General features: G+C 41.9%; 18 protein-coding genes. 10 read left to right on the top strand and 8 right to left on the bottom strand.

Going from position 1 to position 19082, the window contains the following annotated elements; translation table 11 throughout:
* The first annotated feature begins 134 nt into the window (after positions 1–134).
* The 3 genes from greA to GQR93_RS02405 all read left to right on the top strand — a co-directional run bounded on the left by greA (position 135) and on the right by GQR93_RS02405 (position 2152).
* Entirely contained in the window at positions 135–602 is a 468-nt protein-coding gene (gene greA, locus GQR93_RS02415; RefSeq protein ID WP_003557486.1) for a transcription elongation factor GreA, read from the top strand.
* Between the two features lie 9 nt (positions 603–611).
* Positions 612–1730, top strand: coding sequence for a VanZ family protein (locus GQR93_RS02410; RefSeq protein WP_003551981.1), 1119 nt, complete (start codon positions 612–614; stop codon positions 1728–1730).
* Positions 1731–1834: 104 nt separating this feature from the next.
* Positions 1835–2152 (top strand): type II toxin-antitoxin system HicB family antitoxin, encoded by a 318-nt coding sequence (locus tag GQR93_RS02405; protein WP_159298632.1) that lies wholly within the window; start codon positions 1835–1837, stop codon positions 2150–2152.
* A 104-nt stretch (positions 2153–2256) separates the two neighbouring features.
* Here the strand turns inward: GQR93_RS02405 and GQR93_RS02400 are convergent, their stop codons facing one another.
* Positions 2257–2631 (bottom strand): winged helix-turn-helix transcriptional regulator, encoded by a 375-nt coding sequence (locus tag GQR93_RS02400; RefSeq protein WP_003551976.1) that lies wholly within the window; start codon positions 2629–2631, stop codon positions 2257–2259.
* Positions 2632–2782: 151 nt separating this feature from the next.
* On the opposite strand from GQR93_RS02400, the gene GQR93_RS02395 reads away from it, so the two are divergent.
* The 3 genes from GQR93_RS02395 to GQR93_RS02385 all read left to right on the top strand — a co-directional run bounded on the left by GQR93_RS02395 (position 2783) and on the right by GQR93_RS02385 (position 6721).
* Positions 2783–3970: an NADH-dependent flavin oxidoreductase gene (locus tag GQR93_RS02395; protein WP_003551974.1), complete on the top strand. Its 1188-nt coding sequence runs from the start codon at positions 2783–2785 to the stop codon at positions 3968–3970.
* A 299-nt stretch (positions 3971–4269) separates the two neighbouring features.
* Complete coding sequence (locus tag GQR93_RS02390) at positions 4270–5748, top strand: MFS transporter (protein WP_003551972.1); 1479 nt, start codon at positions 4270–4272, stop codon at positions 5746–5748.
* Positions 5749–5986: 238 nt separating this feature from the next.
* Entirely contained in the window at positions 5987–6721 is a 735-nt protein-coding gene (locus GQR93_RS02385) for a class I SAM-dependent methyltransferase (RefSeq protein WP_035444289.1), read from the top strand.
* 16 nt (positions 6722–6737) lie between these two features.
* Here GQR93_RS02385 and GQR93_RS02380 read toward each other — a convergent pair whose 3' ends face one another.
* Both GQR93_RS02380 and GQR93_RS02375 read right to left on the bottom strand, forming a co-directional pair.
* Positions 6738–9557, bottom strand: coding sequence for a cation-translocating P-type ATPase (locus GQR93_RS02380; protein ID WP_003551969.1), 2820 nt, complete (start codon positions 9555–9557; stop codon positions 6738–6740).
* 166 nt (positions 9558–9723) lie between these two features.
* Positions 9724–10341, bottom strand: a complete 618-nt coding sequence (locus GQR93_RS02375; RefSeq protein WP_003551967.1) for a DedA family protein — start codon at positions 10339–10341, stop codon at positions 9724–9726.
* Positions 10342–10796: 455 nt separating this feature from the next.
* Between GQR93_RS02375 and GQR93_RS02370 the strand changes: the two genes are divergently transcribed.
* From GQR93_RS02370 to GQR93_RS02355, 4 genes are all read left to right on the top strand, one after another.
* The gene (locus GQR93_RS02370; RefSeq protein WP_003551965.1) at positions 10797–11750 is read left to right on the top strand and encodes an aldo/keto reductase; all 954 of its coding nucleotides are present in this window, start codon (positions 10797–10799) and stop codon (positions 11748–11750) included.
* A 110-nt stretch (positions 11751–11860) separates the two neighbouring features.
* A complete protein-coding gene (locus GQR93_RS02365) occupies positions 11861–12676 on the top strand; it encodes a DNA/RNA non-specific endonuclease (protein ID WP_003551963.1) in 816 nt (271 codons plus the stop codon).
* 181 nt (positions 12677–12857) lie between these two features.
* Complete coding sequence (tenA, locus tag GQR93_RS02360; RefSeq protein WP_035444288.1) at positions 12858–13520, top strand: thiaminase II; 663 nt, start codon at positions 12858–12860, stop codon at positions 13518–13520.
* A 133-nt stretch (positions 13521–13653) separates the two neighbouring features.
* The gene (locus GQR93_RS02355) at positions 13654–13881 is read left to right on the top strand and encodes a hypothetical protein (protein ID WP_003551960.1); all 228 of its coding nucleotides are present in this window, start codon (positions 13654–13656) and stop codon (positions 13879–13881) included.
* A 226-nt stretch (positions 13882–14107) separates the two neighbouring features.
* Here the strand turns inward: GQR93_RS02355 and GQR93_RS02350 are convergent, their stop codons facing one another.
* The 5 genes from GQR93_RS02350 to sufD form a co-directional block, all read right to left on the bottom strand.
* Positions 14108–14428 (bottom strand): metal-sulfur cluster assembly factor, encoded by a 321-nt coding sequence (locus tag GQR93_RS02350; RefSeq protein WP_003551958.1) that lies wholly within the window; start codon positions 14426–14428, stop codon positions 14108–14110.
* Positions 14429–14731: 303 nt separating this feature from the next.
* Positions 14732–16135 (bottom strand): Fe-S cluster assembly protein SufB, encoded by a 1404-nt coding sequence (gene sufB / locus GQR93_RS02345; protein WP_003551956.1) that lies wholly within the window; start codon positions 16133–16135, stop codon positions 14732–14734.
* Entirely contained in the window at positions 16128–16583 is a 456-nt protein-coding gene (sufU, locus tag GQR93_RS02340; protein WP_003551952.1) for a Fe-S cluster assembly sulfur transfer protein SufU, read from the bottom strand. The genes sufB and sufU overlap by 8 nt, the downstream gene beginning before the upstream one ends.
* Entirely contained in the window at positions 16552–17808 is a 1257-nt protein-coding gene (locus tag GQR93_RS02335; RefSeq protein ID WP_003551950.1) for a cysteine desulfurase, read from the bottom strand. Before GQR93_RS02335 ends, sufU begins: the two co-directional genes overlap by 32 nt.
* Positions 17789–19081 (bottom strand): Fe-S cluster assembly protein SufD, encoded by a 1293-nt coding sequence (sufD, locus tag GQR93_RS02330; protein ID WP_003551948.1) that lies wholly within the window; start codon positions 19079–19081, stop codon positions 17789–17791. The genes GQR93_RS02335 and sufD overlap by 20 nt, the downstream gene beginning before the upstream one ends.
* Between the last annotated feature and the right edge of the window lies 1 nt (position 19082).

Raw genomic sequence — 19082 nt, 5'->3', positions numbered from 1 at the left:
TGAATATAAACGCTTTCCAAGCATTTGCATCGCATTTATCTGCTTTTGTTGCGTGCCATTCTTGAATTTTATTGTGCCTCTCTGCCAAACTGTTATAAAATTATCATTAGACTATATTAACGGGGAGTGATTCTTTGGAACCGCATTTTAACAAAATAACCAAAGCGGGCTATCAAAAAATTAAAGATGAAATCAACCAGCTCGAAAATGACCGGCCCATTAAAATCAAAAGTTTGGCTGACGCACGAGCGCTTGGCGATTTGTCAGAAAATGCCGAATATAGTGCCGCAAAACGTGATCTTCGTCATTTGGAAAGCCGGCTTCGCTTTTTACGTAAAGAATTACAATATTCAAAGATTTACACGCCATCCGACAACGACAATGTAGAAGTGGGCAAATATGTCACCTTCGAATTTCTCGATGACAAGTCAACCGAAACCTATCAAATTGTCGGCACTCCCGAAGTGGATATTGACAATGGAAAAATTTCTATTGCATCCCCAATCGGTGCTGCCCTTTTGAATCATCATACTGGTGAAATCGTCACAATTCAGGCGCCCAACCTCACCTATCAGGTTAAAATCAAGGAAATTAAAGTCTAGGAGAAATCTATGTCGCAATATGTCAGTGTTATTTATACCGCCGTTATTTTATTTCCATTCTTGGCAATCCTGATCACACTTCCAATTCTGTTAGTTAATTATCACCGCTATGGTGCCCTTCCCAAATGGAACATCTTTATGCTCTATACATTTGTGTTTTATATCATGTGTGCTTATTTTTTGATCATCCTGCCCTTACCCACTCAAAGTTTCGTTAATCAATTAAAAACACCCACACACAACTTCATTCCATTTACTTTTATCATAGAATTTTTTAAATACAATCCATTTTCCTTCTTTCATCCCGGAACCTGGTTAGCAGCGCTAAAGGCGCCAACCGTTATTCAACCGGCATTTAATATTTTTTTAACCATTCCATTCGGTTTTTATCTCCACTACTATTTTCGTCGAAACTGGAAGCAAACTTTTTTGATGAGTTTCTGCCTCTCTTTGTTTTTCGAAGTGACTCAATACACAGGTCTTTATGGTATCTATTCCCGTCCCTATCGCTTATTCGACGTTGATGATTTAATTCTAAACACAACCGGTGGGCTTCTTGGCTTTTGGATAGCCGGTTGGCTCGGAAAAGTTCTGCCATCCAGAGAAAGTGTTCAATCCCACACGCTTTCACATAGTCACAGTGTCTCCGCCGTTCGCCGATTGACCGCGTTGGCAATCGACCTGATATTAATGTCAATATTAAGTTCACTGATTGCGTTGATTATTCAACGTCATGACTGGGTAGAAACGTTTATGGCCTGGTTTATCCTTGTCATTATCCCCGAAGTCTTTTTTCAACGTTCATTCGGCATGCAGCTTGTCCGAATTCGAGTGACTAACAAATTCGGTAATCAAGCCAAATGGTATCAGGTTATTTTGAGAAATGTCATTTCTTATGGTGTAATCGGCGGCACCTTTTGGGCCGACTCTTCCTTATTAAATTTAACAGGCACCGCACCACTGTCACAACTCTCAATGATTCATTGGGGTATTGTGGTCACCTCCTTAGTCCTTTTGTTCATCTTGGTGGACCTCCTAATCGATTCGTTTGCCAGCCGGCATCGCCTATTTTTTGAGCATCTCAGCGGGACAGATACCAAGGCTAAAACGGATCATTTATTCAGCTGATAATTAATTCAAGAAAGTTGCCATAACCCCTAGTCGATTTAAGCATCATTCACTATAATGGAATAAAAACGTTGCCTATTATTTGACTGAAAAGAGGTTTCATAATGGTCAAAGAAAGCACAAACGAGTTAATCTATCCTATTATTCTGCATCATGAAGAAATCGGCTACAGTGTCGAAATTCCGGATATCAATGGTGCCTGGACCGAAGGAATTACAAAACAACAGGCCCTTGACAAGGCAAGAAATCTTATCGGAACGACCTTGGTTGATCAGCCTCGGCTCCCAACGCCAACACCATTAGACAATATTATTGTTTTATCAAAAAGCGGCGATACCAAAACAACCGTCACAATTGATTTGGCTTTTTATCAACAACTCATGTCAGGTAAGGGTTCACAAGAGAATAATAATGCCTTTTAATTAGATACTCATTGTTACCAAAGGGGACTCAATCAAAAAATTGATTGAGTCCCCTTTGTGAATTCTTGCTTGTTGCCTAATTATTACACAACCTATTTTAACTACTAGAATTTCAGATAGCCTTCGTGCCCCTGGCTTAGCAATTCTACAGGTTGTCCCTTTGCCTGTAGTCGCTTAACCCGCTTTTCACCCCATACAGACATTGTAACCAACAAATCGCGTAATGTTTTCCCTTCATCAGACAAATAATATTCAACCTTGGGAGGTACCTGATTATAGACTTTTCGGACAATAATCTCGTCTTCTTCCAATTCCCTTAATTGCTGGGTCAACATCTTTTGAGTAATAGTTGGAATACGACGGCGAAGTTCACCGGTTCTAAGAGGGCCATTTCCAAGATGGCATAAAATGATCGGCTTCCACTTACCGCCGATAACATCCAAAGACGCTTCAACACCAATATGATAAATTTTTTCCATCGTTAAACTCCTTATAATCCTTGATAGGTCCCATTAGGCACTTTTAAGTAACTATATGACTTTTTAGTGCGTACTTGTTCAACTTTCCGTAACCCGTATACTAGCATATATAGTTTAGAAAGCCCAGTAGAAATTTGGAGGAAATCATTTTATGACAAAGCAACCATTTTTATCACCGTTTAAATTCAATAATGGTTTAGAAATCAAAAATCATATCGTCATGTCACCAATGACCACAATGACCAGTTTTTATAATGGTATGATCACCACTGACGAACTCAATTACTATGCAACTCGTGCCGGTGGTCCCGGAATGATGATAACGGGTGTTGCCAACGTTAGCGATAGCGGCAAGGGATTCGAAGGAGAATTATCGGTTGCCCACGACGACATGCTCCCCGGGCTAACCAATCTGGCGAGTGTGATTCATCAAGACGGCACAAAGGCCATCCTGCAAATCTTTCACGCAGGCCGCAAATCAAATAGTGCCATTCTTCGCGGTGAAAAGCCGGTTAGTGCCAGTGCAATTGCGGCCACTTATCCGGCTAATTCCGAGACGCCACGGGCATTAACGACTGACGAGATTCTTCAACTTATTTCTGATTTCGGTGAAGCCACAAGGCGAGCTATCAAGACCGGCTTTGACGGCATTGAGCTTCACGGTGCCAACACGTATCTGCTGCAACAATTTTATTCTGAAAATGCCAATCAACGAACCGATGACTGGGGGGGTTCAAGAGAAAAACGGCTGAAGTTCCCACTCGCTGTGATTGAAACCGTCAATGAAATCGTTAAAAACTATGCAGATAAGCCCTTTTTAGTCGGCTATCGACTTTCACCGGAAGAAATCGAAACACCGGGGATTCGTTTGAAAGATTCCCTCTTCTTTGTTGATCAAATTAAAGATAAAGTTGATTATCTTCACCTTTCAATGGGGAGTTACAAGCGAACTTCGTTAAATGATCCAAGTAACAAGCAATCATTAATTTCTCAATTTGCTGAACATACTCATGGCATCATTCCGCTTATCGGGATCGGATCTGTGACAACCCCCGAAGACGTTAATGCTGCGATGGCCGATGGTGCTGATTTGGTTGCTATTGGGCGAACCTTTATTCGGGAACCACAGTGGGTTCAAAAGGTGGCTCACAATGATCTAAAAAGTATCCGGACACAAATCAGTCCGTCAGATATGGATGAGTTAGCAATTCCACCGGTTATGCAAACGTATTTGAGAGAGTCCTTTTATTCTGTTATGCAGTTTACTGATGATCCCGAACTTCATCAGGATTATCAAAATTCGCTGGCACCGATGGAAGGGTTTGAGAAAAAACTTTAGTTATTTTGCTGAAACATGAAGGCTAGGAACTACGCGAACTCGACGTGGTTCTTAGCCTTTTTTTGACCAAAATTACAAAGCAATCCCTTCTGCGTTGTATACTTTAATCAACTAAAAAAGAAACATTGGCGATTTACATTCTAACTAAGAGGACAAAAAGCCAAAAATAATATTCATAAATTCAACTTGGCGGTTCGGCTATTTTGGCTGATTCCGTATATTGTGGGAATAGTTATTGGAACCGTCATGTAAATCAAAAAATTTTCATTATTAAATTGCTTCAAGAAAGGAATTATTTCATGGGAAAAAGGCATTCAACTTTTGCGATGATCATCTTGATTATCGGCGTGTTTATGTCGGCTTTGGATAACGGCATTATTGCCAGTGCGCTTTCGACAATCAATTATTCATTTCAAGTCAGTGAGGTTCAAGGAACGTGGGGAATTACAGGCTACACGCTGGGAATGGCAATTTCCACCCCGATTATTGGCAAGCTGGCCGATAAATTTGGTCGACGAAAACTATTCCTGATTGAAATTAGTATCTTTGCGCTTGGATCATTGCTGGTAGCGCTGAGTCCGTCATTCATTCTCTTTTTAGCTGCCAGATTAATTCAGTCAGTTGGTGGCGGTGGGATTTTTATCATTGCCTCCAGTCACGTATTATCGACATATCCGAAAGACAAGCAGGGTGGCCTGCTTGGTGCACTGGGTGCGGTTAATGGAATTGCTTCGGTAGTGGGTCCGAATCTTGGAAGTTTGATTTTAAATATGACCGGCCGCTGGAATTGGCTCTTCTTAATTAATCTGCCGATTGCATTATTCGTGATTATTAGCGGCTATTTGGTTATTCCGGAGACAAAAGCCAGCAGCATCAAAACAATCGATTTTAAAGGGTTGGTTCTATTAAGCCTGGGTATTTTAAGCTTTATGTTGGCAATCACTAACCTGCAAAGCAATGCTTTAGTTGGAAGCTTGTTGAGAATCCAGGTATGGGGCTTGATTGGTTTAGGCATTATTCTGTTTATCATGTTTATTCGAGTTGAAAAGCGGGTTTCAGATCAGGTGGATCCTTTTCTGCCTTACCAGTTATTACGCAGCCAAGGATTTGTTTTAACACTATTAATGGGCATTTTGTCCGGAGCTTTAATCGGAATCTTTGTCTTCATCCCAAGTTTCGTTGAACAGCGTTATGGCATTTCAGCTGATAATAGTGGGATTTGGATGAGTGGTATCGGATTGGGTTCGGTCGTTGGTGCAGCGGTTGGCGGGTCGTTGACTTCTAAATTTGGCTCAACCAAAACAATTGTTATCTCCGGATCTTTATCGACAGTCGGATTTGCCCTAATTGCTTATTTAAGTCCCAATCCGCTTTGGTTTATCTTGTCTTCAACAATTGCCGGGATTGGTTTTGGGATGTTAATGGGAGCGCCATTATCCGTATTGATAGCCGAAGTTGCCAGTAAAAAGGACAATGGTGTTGCCCTTGGGACTTTGTCCGTTAGTCGGCAAGTCGGTATTACAATTGCCCCCATTATTTACGCAACGATTATTCAAAGCGGATTCAGCAGCATTCAAATGAACACGTCCATTGAACAGTATTACCGCGGTCTTCAGCGAATGACCGGTAGTAATCGATATCAACTTTTAAGGGCTTTTTACGCGACAGCTCAGCAAGCTTACCAACAGATGTTTTGGCTGGCAATTATCGCTTCGATGGTCATTACGTTGATCGGTTGGTATTTGATGAGGCGGCAGCATAGGTTATTGAACTCATGATGTTTTTGATATTAATTTTAAAAAGGATCCTAAGACAAAACTTCACTTACTTGCCTTAAGATCCCTTTTTAATTTTCAGGTGATTATAATAAAAAGATAATGTCACATCCAAACATTGAACTACTGTAGCGTATACATCCGCTGCAATTTCCCAATCAGAGAAATTCTTCATGGTTTAGGCTAACCCATGGCTTTGGGATATGATGATAGTAAGATTTTAATTTATGGAGGTCTTTCAATGACAGATATATATGATGATCAATCCTTTTTTGAAGCTTACAGTCAAATGCCCCGCTCAAAATACGGCCTAAGTGCAGCGGGCGAATGGCACGAACTGCGCAAACTCTTTCCGGACTTTACAGGAAAGACCGTTTTAGACCTTGGTTGCGGCTATGGTTGGCACTGTCGTTATGCAGCCGATCATGGTGCCAAAGAAGTCGTTGGTATCGATGCATCCGGTAAGATGATTGACAAGGCACAAGACATGACCACTCAGCCCAACATTCATTATCATATTATGGACATGATGGCAATCGACCAGCTTGAAGCTAAATTCGATGTTATCATCAGTTCGCTGGCTATCCACTATATCAAAGATTACGGTGCATTAATCGAAAAAATTCATAACGCTTTAAATGTTCACGGTCAGTTGATCATGAGTGTCGAACACCCCATTTTCACAGCTGAAGGACACGAAGAATGGATGATGGACTCAAATGGCCGTCCCAAATACTGGCCGGTCGATCACTACTTCGATCAAAGTAAACGAACCACGGATTTTCTCGGGTTCCCTGTTCAAAAATATCATCGAACAGTGGCCACCTATTTAAATACCCTGCTCAATCACGATTTTACATTAAATCAAATCAACGAACCCACTCCAACTAATGAAATGCTGGCTAAAAGTCAAGAAATGCGTGATGAATTAAGACGGCCAATGATGCTCATCATTTCAGCAAATCGGACCCATTGATCTGTATCGATAATGATTAGGCGGCGTCCAGTTGCTCATTGTTTCGATCAGGTCTCATTTTGATCACCAGTTTCTTGATTCCTGAAAGCACAAATGTTGGAACTGCAGAAATGAGTATGATACCAAGGTACATTGGCATGGTTAACGGTGCCGTCCCCATCACATTATTGAAGAATGGGATAAGGGTCGCCAAAATTGATGACGTTGCCGCAAAGCCAACAGCCAGCGTTAACCTGGAGTTGCTAAACGGACTGCGATCAAAAAGTGTTTTAGCACTTCTGGCATCATAAACGTGCCATAGTTGGCCAAATACCAATGTTAAAAACGCAATCGTCTGACTTTGTGCAACCGAGTATCCCTGAGAAGCTGCCCAAATAAATGCTAAGAAGACCAGTCCGCCCATAACGGATCCCCGAAGCAATACCCTGGTCAGCATGCCATTTGCCAAAATGGATTGCCGTGTATTTCGTGGCTTCTGTTTCATCAAATCAGCTTCCGGTTTGTCGTAACCCAAGGCAAAAGATGGTAACGAATCACTAATCATGTTAACCCATAATACCATTAAAGCGGTTAGTGTCGGCGTCACTTCCGAGACCTCACCGATTGGGGAGGTAATTAAGAAAACACCCAATAAAAGTGACAACACTTCCGCAACGTTGGTCGTTAATTCATGCCGCATAAAATTTAAAATATTCGAAAAAATTGTTCGACCGAATTTAACCGATTTTTCAATTGTTGTAAACTGATCATCCAGTAAAATCAGATCAGCAGCATCTTTGGTGACTTCCGTTCCGTTGATTCCCATCGCAATACCAATGTCTGCTGCTTTCAATGCCGGTGCGTCATTAATGCCGTCCCCGGTCATTGCGACAACTTGTTGATGCGCTTGAAGCGTCCTGATGATGCGTTGCTTATGCGCAGGGGTTACTCGCGCATAAACCCGGGTATCCAACGCAAGTTTGCTTAACTGTTCATCGGTCATTTTTTCTAATTCCCGACCAGTGATGACTCTTGCATCTTCCCGTTTGATAATGCCCAACTGTTTGGCAATTGCTTTAGCCGTTTCTGCATGATCTCCCGTAATCATCACAACATTAACCGATGCATCGGAAAGATTCTTAATGGATGCTTTCACTTCTTCTCTTGGCGGATCAATAATGCCAACCAAGCCAACAAAACATAGATCTTTCTCCAATTCGTCTGCGGAAGCATTCAGAGCTTGATCTTTTGTCACTTTTCTCTGCGTGAGCGCAATGGTTCTCAGGGCATCCCCAGCAAAATCCAGAACTGTCTGCTGAATCTCTTCTTCAACAGTTTCATCTTTTTTTACGATACCATTCATTAAAACCGACTTTGTTCTTAAAGCAACAACGTCCGGCGCACCTTTCGTCAAACTGTAATAGTCGTTATTTTCTTTAATCACGACCGTCATCATCTTCCGAGTACTGTCAAATGGTAACACTCGAATAATATCAACATCATGACCGGCTTGGTTTTCCAACAAAGCGTCTCGTTTAATCCCTTGTTTAGCACCCAGCACAACCAATGACACATCGGTCGGATTCCCGAACGGTCGCCAATTTTGCTTTTCGTCGGGTTTGATTTCAGCCTCGTTATTCAAAACCGCTACTTCGAGTAATCGGAGAAAATCTTTCCGGCTTCCGGGCTCTCCGTTTGTTTTAATAAAATCGCCAACCGGTGTATACCCCTTTCCTTCAACCTGGTAAACCTGTCCATTAGTCAGAAAACGGGTAACGGTCATTTCGTTCTTGGTCAAGGTTCCAGTTTTGTCAGACGCAATATAAGTTGTTGCCCCAAGTGTTTCCACACTGCTCAATGATTTAATCAACCCCTTATTATCTGCTAACATTTTGGCACCAATGGTCAAGACGATTGAAAGCACCACCGGCATGGCATCCGGAATCGAAGCCACCGCAATCGCAATTGCCGTGGATGATGTTCCGGCCAAATCTCCAACTGAAATAGCACCGTTATCCATCAATGATTTAACAAGATCAAACCCGATTGTCAGTAGAATAATCATCCCTGCCAACAACATCAATTTTTTACTTAAGCTATGAACCGATTGTTCAATAGGTGTCTTTGTTTCACCAATATCCTGCATCAAATCGGAAATTCGTCCCAGTTCTGTATTCATCCCGGTTTCAACAATGACGCCGATGCCATTACCGTTAACGACCATTGAACCGGAATACCCCATGTTGGTTCGATCCCCGAGTTCGGTGTCCTCAGGTAATTGAACGATTGTCTTACTAATGGCTTCAGACTCGCCGGTTAAATGGGCCTCGTCTACTTGTAATTCGGACACCTTGACCCAGCGTAGGTCTCCTTCAATAAAATCACCGGACTTAACAGTCACAACATCTCCGGGAACTAATTGATCGGCAGCTATCGATTCCCACGAACCGTTTCTCAGCACGCTCATATGGTGCTGTCGCATGCTGGACAAGGCAGCCAACGACTTTTGAGCCGATCGGGTTTGATGGAAGGTCAAGCCACCATTAATTAAAACAATAATCAAAATAGCAGCGGCTTCATACACAGAAGCCATTGCATGAGCGTGATCCCCCGTCACATTAAAATCATAAACTGCACTTGCAAGCGCCAGAACAGTGGCGACCAGCAAAATAATAATTAAAGGTTCCTTGAAACTTCTTAAGAAAAGCTTCCATCCTGGATCATTTTCTTTTGTCCTCAGTTGATTAGGGCCAAATTCCGCCAGTCGTTTCTGGACCTGTCTATCCGTTAGTCCATTCATTCGGCTGGTGCTTAACGCTTTAAAGATTGCGTCACCACTTTTATCATACCATTTCATCACATTTCTCCTTATCGTTTTGATTAGTAAAAATTAATATAATATAATCATAGTGTAACAAAAATCAGTCGCAAATATGTGAATTTTGTGTGAACAAATAATGTCTTAAATATAAATTAATAAGCAAAAAGCAAACCTAAAAGATTATCTTAAGTTTGCTTCTTGCTTATTTTTTAACTTTGGATTTAGTGAATCGGTAATATAGATAACAGGTAGCCATAACAGCCGCAATCACCAGCAGCACAATCAGCCACTGATCTATCATCTCTAGCAGTTTTGTCCATGCATGACCGGCATAATGGCCCGTTAAAATTAAAACGGTATTCCAGATAAAAGTCCCCAATAGCGTCAATCCTGAAAATTTAGCCAAAGGGTAGGCCGTCATTCCCGCTGGAATTGAAACCAGACTCCTGACAACCGGAATACAACGACCAACTAAAATTGCCCAACCACCACGTTTATTAAAATAATGACCCGCTTTTTCGATATCAGTCGGTTTAAGTCGCAACATGCGACCGATTTTTCCGGACACCAACTTTTCCATCTGGGCAACACTAAGCAACCGCCCCACTCCGTACAAAGCCAACGCACCGATATAGGCACCAATTGTCGCTGCTATAATCGATCCCCAAATAGTTAGATGATTGGTTAATGTTAAATAACCGGTAAAGACAAGAACCAGTTCAGATGGAATTGGTGGAAATATATTTTCAAATGCAATTAGGAATGCAACTGCCAAATAGCCATATTGATTGATTAATTCAGTAATGGTTGTTTCGCTCAATTAATTGCCTCGTTTCTTATTCAATGTGCTGAGCTGATCGGAACAAGTCCACTTGCCCTTCAAAAATCGATCATGATAACCTGTTTTATGGATCAGTACCAAAAGTATATCATATCCCGGTCAACTAAAAATACTTAGACAATTTAAGTTTCTTTAAATACAGCGACTGGGCAACCGATAGAAAAATCCAAACCCGGGATTTCCGAAAAGAACGCCTTACACTCCGAATGCTAACCGCTTTGTTCCACACGCTTTTTTTAGGACTGCTCCTCAAAGCAGTACCACTCCATATAAGGGATCTATTTGAAAAATCCAAACCCGGGATTTCCCAAATCGACGCCTTATCTTCCGGGTACTAACCGCTTTGTTCCGCACACTTATTTTTTATTCTCTTTCACTCCCCCTTATCTTTGGCTTATAATTAAAATGTACCAATAAAGGAGGTTTTTACATTTATGAAAACTGTTAAGATAGGCGGCACTCACTTTGAAACATCTGCCGTAGCACTTGGTATTATGCGAATGGCCGGTATGGACACCGCAGACGCGGCCAAAACACTACAAGCCGCAAACGAAGCCGGGATTAACTACATTGATTCCGCCGACATTTATGGTGAAGGTGGATCGGAAAAAACATTTAAAGAAGCCTTGAAAGCCTCAGGAATTTCAAGGGATAACCTATACATCCAATCCAAGGGTGGCATTATTCTTGATCCCAAGAGAAGTCATGATGGTCTTGTCTTTGGCGCACGATATGATTTTTCAAAACAACACATTATTGATGCTGTCGATGGGATTTTGCAACGAATGGGAATCGATTACCTGGATTCATTCCTATTACATCGTCCGGATCCATTGATGGAAGCAGACGACATTGCAGATGCTTTCGACACATTGCAACGAGAAGGAAAAGTACGACACTTCGGTGTATCGAACTTTAATCCACAACAGGTTGAAATGGTTCAATCATGGATCAGTCAACGTCTCCTCATTAATCAACTTCAATTCAATGTCGTTCATTCCGGCATGATAAAGGGCGGCATGCACGTCAACATGATCGATGACGCAAGTATTGACCATGACGGTGGTATCTTAGAATATAGTCGCCGCAAGCACATGACCATTCAAGCATGGTCACCATTTAATTATGGCTTGTTTGCCGGTATGTACATTAATGATCCAAAGTATCCAAAGCTAAACAAGAAATTGGAAGAACTCGGAAACAAATACGGTGTTTCTAAAAACGCAATTGCTACAGCTTGGATTCTTCGACATCCTGCACATGTTCAAGTATTGTTGGGCACAATGAACCCTGAACACATCAAAGACAGCGCATCAGGTGCCGACATCAACTTGACGAAGCAGGAATGGTATGATCTGTACTTCGCAGCGGGAAATGATTTGCCATAAAAAAATACAAGTGTGCGGAGCAAAGCATACCAAAATCAAATAATATCATATCCACTCAGCGGTTACGTATCTGTTGCCGCTGAGTTTTTAATGACAGGAAGAATTAAAATATGAGTAAACGCAGAAGAAAGAAACGCCGGTCAAACTCCCTACTGAGTTTAATCGTGACCTTGATTGTTTTGGTCGGTGCGTGGTATTTTACCGGTGGTCAGCCGAGTAATTTAACCGATTTATTTAATCAAGCCACCCAAACAGTCACAAATTCAACTAAAAACGTTGCTTCAAATGATAAGTTGGCTGATTTGACTTACCATTCCGGCGAATCGAGTTTCGTCTATGTTAACCATAACAAGGCCAAACTTGATCCTCAAAAGTGGCAGGTCAATAAAGTCATTTATTCAAATTTGGATTCTCTTAACCGGACTAGTACCGGTAACCTTGCTTACCTGGAATCCCGTAATCTGGCATCTGATGACAATCGGGTCCGTCAATACGTTGAACCAACCGCTTGGCATCAAAAATTTGTAGATCGGCAGCCAATCATTAACCGTGGTCACTTAATTGCCTATTCAATTTCAAAGGGCATTAATCAAAATGGTCACTATAACCCAAGTGACACTTCCGGAGATCAAAACAATCCCAAGAACCTGTTCACCCAAACAGCCTTTTCCAATCAGCGGATTCAAACTATTTATGAACAAAAAATCCGCTCTGCTCTAAGGGATGGCAAGCGCGTGGTTTTCTTTGCCAAGCCAATTTTTAGAGACAAAGAATTAATGGCCAGGGGCATTCATCTTGAGGCAATCAGTACCGATCGTTCACTTGATTTTAACGTCTATCTGTTCAACGTTCAGCCTAATGTCAAATTTGATTATGCAACCGGTCGATCAACCATTGATCGAACTATGAAAGTACCAGAACCATAAAAATGAACGATTCGGATAACACCCATTCGAATCGCTCATTTTTTTACTTCTCACTTTAGTAATTCATTTTGCCAACTGCGATAACATTCACAATTTTTCAGCCAAATTATGCCGTTGGCTCATCACAAAACATGATAAAATACAACCAATGATATCAGTTTACTTAAAAAGGAGAAAAAACATGGTTTCTATTACCCAGACAATGCATCAGCAAGCTGCTCCACTGTGGCAGGAAAGCTTTGACCACCCTTTCATTAAAGAACTGGCTGCTGGATCATTACCGACTGACACTTTCCGTTACTACTTAAAACAGGATCGCTATTATCTAGAAAACTTTGGCGACCTGCATCAGCAAATTGCAGATCATCTATCCGATGCATCCATTAAACAATTCCTTTACGATGGCGCTCAGGGTCTTCACGATGACGAGGCAACTATCCGCAGGGAATTCTTTCAGGAATTATCGATTACGACCGATGAAATAAAAGCAACCCCAATCGCTCCTAATGCCTACAATTATGTTTCCCATATGTATCATGAATTAAACGAGGGGTCACCGGCACGAGCAGCGGCCGCTTTATTGCCATGCTACTGGCTATATAACGAGATAGGCAAAAAATTGGTTAAAAATGGCTCACCAGTCAAAATATATCAACAATTTATCAATACCTACGATAGCAATGGCTTCACCGATGCCACAAATCAAATGATCAACATTGTTGACAAGCTGGGGGAGCAAGCTGATCCCGATGAGAAACAAAAGATGAATACCGCCTTTATTCGTAGCAGTTACTATGAGTTGCATTTCTGGGGAATGGCTTACAATCACCAAAAATGGGCATAAAGTGGTGAACTACTTGGTCAAAAATGTCAGATCATTTTTGGGCAACTATTCTGGACATCATCGACAAACAAGCAGATAATGACCCTGAAAGTTTGGTTAATACCCGTTTTCTCACCCTAAGGAGACGATCATCATGAATGAAGGCCAGGAAGAATTCTTAGATTTCTTTATTGCAAGAACACTTAAGGATAAAAGGGACGAAGCTGAACAAGTACTCATTCAAGCTTTTAGTGAACAGGAGCATAAGAAACTGACTACTGCAAATCTAACTGATCTACAAAATACGTTGTTTCCATTGGTCAAACCCGAGAATTATGATGAGGTAGAAGCCGCCATGAAGCATTTCGCAAACAGTCTGTGACCTTTTATAAATTAAAAATGGGCATCATAAAACGAGGTTAGACATTTTACCGTCCTAGCCTCGTTTTTTGCTTTATTAGATTAGGCTGGGATGGCATGTGTGCCGATGCTAAATGTTAAGCAGCACCACTCCCTATAAGAGATCAATTCAAAAAATCCAAACTCGGGATTTCCCAAATCGACGTCTTATACTCCGGGTGCTAACCGCTTAGCTCCGCACACTGCTTTTAATGAATCCCTAATTCCAGCTTTGCCTCTCTTGACATCTTGTCAATTGACCACGCCGGCTCGAAAACAACGTTGATATAAACGTCTTTAACCTCATCGAATCCGGTTAATTCTTCACGAATGGCTTCGTTTAAATAATCGGTTAACGGACATCCCGCAATCGTCAACGTCATCGTTAATGTACATAATCCTTCATCATCTAATTCAACACCATAAATCAAGCCTAAATTAACGATATCAATACCCAATTCCGGATCAATGACATTCTCTAAAACATCCATCGCTTTTTCTTTAAATGGCCGATTGTCAATTTCACTCATAGCGTGGCCTCCTCGTTATTTTTTCTTTTGGATGCTGATACTTTGCTTCACACACTGTTTTAGGACTGCTCCAAAAGACTGATTCCTGCCATACAAGAAACTAAATCCAATATCCCAAAACCGGGGATATTGAATTCAGCTCCTTGTACTCCGGAACCAAAACGTCTTTTTCCGCACACTTATTTTAGGACTGCTCCTCAAAGCAGTACCACTCCATATAAGGGATCGATTTGAAAAATCCAAACCCGGGATTTCCCAAATCGACGCCTTATCTTCCGGGTACTAACCGCTTTGATACGCACACTATCCAATTGACCCTTCCATTTCGAAACTAATTAGTCGGTTCAATTCAACCGCGTATTCCATTGGTAATTCCTTTGTAAAGGGCTCCACAAAGCTCATAATGATCATTTCAGTAGCTTTTTGTTCGGAAATTCCACGAGACATTAAATAATAAAGCTGCTCTTCAGAAATTTTAGAAACTTTAGCTTCATGTTCCATCGACACATTATCGTTTAAAATCTCGTTATATGGAATCGTATCACTGGTTGATTGATCATCCATAATAATCGTATCACACTCAACGTGGGCAAAAGAACCATCCGAGTGCCGACCAAATTTGATTTTGCCACGGTAATCAACTGCGCCACCGTCTTTAGAAATTGACTTTGAAATAACTGAAGACGACGTATTCGGTGCGTTATGAATCATTTGGGCACCGGTATCGGAATCAATATTCTTGCCGGCAACCGCAATCGACAGCATTGTGCCACGAGCACCCTCACCGTTTAAATAAACAGATGGGTATTTCATTGTGATTTTTGAACCCAGGTTGCCATCAACCCATTCCATAATTGCATTATCCAGAGCCTGAGCCCGCTTGGTTTCCAAACTATAAACGTTATTTGACCAGTTCTGAATAGTCGTATATCGACAATAAGCATTTGGCAACACATTGACTTCAACAACGGCCGCATGCAAACTGTCGCTCTTGTATGTAGGCGCAGTACATCCCTCAACATATTCCAAATGTGCACCTTCATCCACAATAATCAAGGTACGTTCAAATTGACCGGACTTCTCAGCGTTAATTCGGAAATAGGATTGAATCGGCGTTGTGACCGTCACACCTTTTGGTACGTAAATAAACGTCCCACCGGACCAAACAGCCGAATTTAACGCAGCGTATTTATTATTCGTTGGTTTGACAAGTTTGCCAAACCATTTTTTAAAAAGATCCGGGTACTTTTTTAAAGCCGTATCGGTATCGGTAAAAATAATCCCCAGTTTATCGAACTGCTCTTCCATCTTGTGGTAAACCACTTCTGATTCATACTGAGCAGACGATCCAGCCAAATATTTTCGTTCGGCCTGAGGAACCCCCAAACGGTCAAAAGTTGTTTTGATATCCTGTGGCACATCATCCCAGTCACGATACTGTTTATCAGTTGCCCGTTGGAAAAACTTCATATGTTCCAAATCAAGACCGGTTAAATCAGGACCAAAGCCGGGCTCAGACATTTTCAAATAAGCATGATAGGCCTTTAACCGATAATCAAGCATCCACTTTGGTTCATCCTTGGCTTTTGAAATTTCTCGAACCGTATCTTCCGTTAAACCCAGTCCGGTTGAATAAACGGGCTTGACATTGTCATGAAAACCAAATTCATAATCTTTATCATCAAGTACTTCTGAAACATCAGTCACTTGCCCCACTCCCTTCCTCGTTCAACACTTCATCCATTGCGTGCCACGCTAAAGCCGCACACTTAATTCTGGTAGGAAATTCCGCAACCGTGCCAACAATCGCGGCATCTCCCAATAATTCCTCATCTTCATCATCAATCTCATCGCCACTAATCAGCTTGGAAAATGCCAAAATCAATTTTCTGGCGGTCTTAACATCCTTGCCGATTAGAACCGTCGTCATTAAACTGGCGGAAGCTTGGGAAATCGTACATCCGGATCCATCAAAGGCAACATCATTAATTTGACCGTCTTTAACAACAACTGATACTTTAATGACGTCCCCACAGGTTGGATTTTTCAAACGCTTCTCACCGGTTGGATCCGCCAATTCACCTTTATGTCTCGGAAATTGAGCGTGATCGATAATCACTGTTTTATAAAGTTCGTTCAGCTTTGCCAATCCCATTTGCGAAAAACTCCTTTACTTCGTTCAACCCGTCAAGCAAACGGTCGGCTTCTTCCTTTGTGTTATAGAAATAGAAGCTGGCCCGACAAGTTGCCTCACAGCTTAAATATTCCATTAACGGTTGGGCGCAATGATGACCTGCTCGAACGGCAATCCCATCCATATCCAGACCGGTTGCGACATCATGAGGGTGTAAGCCTTTCAGGTTAAATGACAGAACCCCAGTATGTTTGGCTGGATCATGCGGACCATAAACCGTAATGCCATCGATTTGAAGTAATTTGGGTAATGTATAGTCCACGATTTCCTGTTCATAAGCGGATATATTATCCATTCCCAAGTTATTCAAATAATCAATTGCGCTGCCCAGTGCAATCGCGCCACTGATATTGGGCGTGCCGGCTTCAAACTTCCATGGCGATTCCTTCCAGTCAGCTGCCTGTTCATGAACTTCATTGATCATTTCGCCGCCGAATTGGGCAGGTGCCATTTGGTCAAGAATTTCCGGCTTACCGTATAAAATCCCAATCCCGGTTGGTGCCAACATCTTATGACCTGAAAAGGCATAGAAATCAACATCCAAATCCTGAACATCCACTTTTAGATGAGGAGTTGACTGCGCACCATCTGCAATCATATAAGCGCCATGCTGATGAGCTAATTTGGTTAGGGCTTTAATTGGGTTGATAACCCCCATAACGTTGGACGCATGAGCAATTGAAACGATCTTAGTCTTATCGGTTATCTTCTTTTTGGCATCTGCCATGTCAAGTTCACCATCAGCAGTTAACCCGATGTATTTTAACGTTGCGTGCTGATTCTTAGCAACCTGCTGCCAAGGAACCACATTACTGTGGTGCTCCAATTCCGAAATGACAATCTCATCACCTCCATTGACGACACTGTTGCCAAAACTTGAGGCAATCCAATTTAATCCTTCGGTCGTCGAACGGGTGTAAATCACTGATTTTCGACTCTTGGCATTAATAAAAGCTGCAACTTTGTCCCGGGCAGCTTCGAATTCTTCCGTTGCCCGCTCCGCTAATGTATGAACCCCACGATGAACATTGGCATTGTCATGTTCATAGTAATGAATTAAGGCGTTCAATACACTGACCGGTTTTTGCGTCGTTGCGGCATTGTCCAGATAAACCAGTTGCTCGCCGTTTACTTTTTGATCAAGGATCGGGAAATCCGATCTTGAATTATTCAGTCCCTTGCTCATTTGAAAGCTTCCTTTCCATCATCTCTACCATTTGTTCCCTAACGTCTGCAACTGGAATATCTCGTAAGACAACACCCAGAAAGCCTCGAACAACCAGTCTTTTGGCCACTTTTTTGGACAAGCCGCGACTCATCAAGTAATACAGCTGCTTTTTATTAATTTGACCGACACTGGCCGCATGACCGGCAATGACGTCATTTTCATCAATCAGCAAAATCGGGTTGGCATCTCCGTGTGCTTTTGGTGATAACATCAACACGCGATTCTCCTGTTGGGCTTTTGCGCCGTGCGCACCGTGAATAATTTTGCCGACACCGTTAAAAATCAGGGTTGAACTATCCAGCAAAACGCCCCGTTGTAAAATGTTGCCTTCCGAGTGGCGACCATAATTAGTGACCTGCGTATCAAGCCCCTGCACCTGTTTTCCGGTTGACAGCGCCACCGTCTGCATCTCAGTGTGTGACCCGTCTCCCATTAAGTCGGAGTCGAAATCGGCAACCGTATGACCATCATTCAGGACACCCATTGTCCAATCGATTCTGGCACTGCTTTCCAAGTAACCCCGGCGGTTATAGTAGGCATAGGTGTTTTTGGCCAATGTATCCAAAGCGGAAAACTTTACATAACTGGAATCCTCGGCAATAATCTCTACCGTGACATGGGCCGGATTAGTCTGTTCACCAATCGTTGATACTCGTTGTAGAACAGAAAAATGACTGTTTGCGCCGGCTACAATCAGTGTATGATTAACAAAATTTTCTTTAACCCGGCTGTCTTGAACGGCCATGAGATTTATCGGATCTTTGATATCGACATTGTCCGGCACATATAGAAAAGTGCCACCGTTCATTAACGCAGCGTTAACAGCTGTCAGTCGGTTCTCTTTGTATTTAACGGCTTTTTGAAATAGATATTTTGATAGTGTCTCACTGTGATCGCGGATTGCCGTTTTCATATCGGTTAAAATAATGCCCTTTGACTTTAAATCGTCACTAAGATCATTTTTGATTGTTTTTTTACCAACGCTGACAAAGTGGTAATTTTCAGTCGGGTCCAATAATGAAGTAACGTCACCTGTTGGCTGTTCCTCTGTCTCCGTAAAATCAAGTAGTGGCCAGGAATGGTAGTCCACCTTATCAAACACCGGCAATGTTAATTTATCTACCTGTTTCCAGGCTTCATCCCGCAAATTTGTCAACCACTCCGGTTCATTATCAAATCTGGCTTGTTTCAAAAGTGCAGGATTGAGTTTTCGGGCTTTTGTTGAAAGCATG

This window comes from Lentilactobacillus hilgardii, assembly GCF_009832765.1.
Taxonomy (GTDB): domain Bacteria; phylum Bacillota; class Bacilli; order Lactobacillales; family Lactobacillaceae; genus Lentilactobacillus; species Lentilactobacillus hilgardii.
The sequence above is the reverse complement of the archived record's forward strand: the minus strand, read 5'-3'. Positions and strand labels throughout refer to the sequence as shown.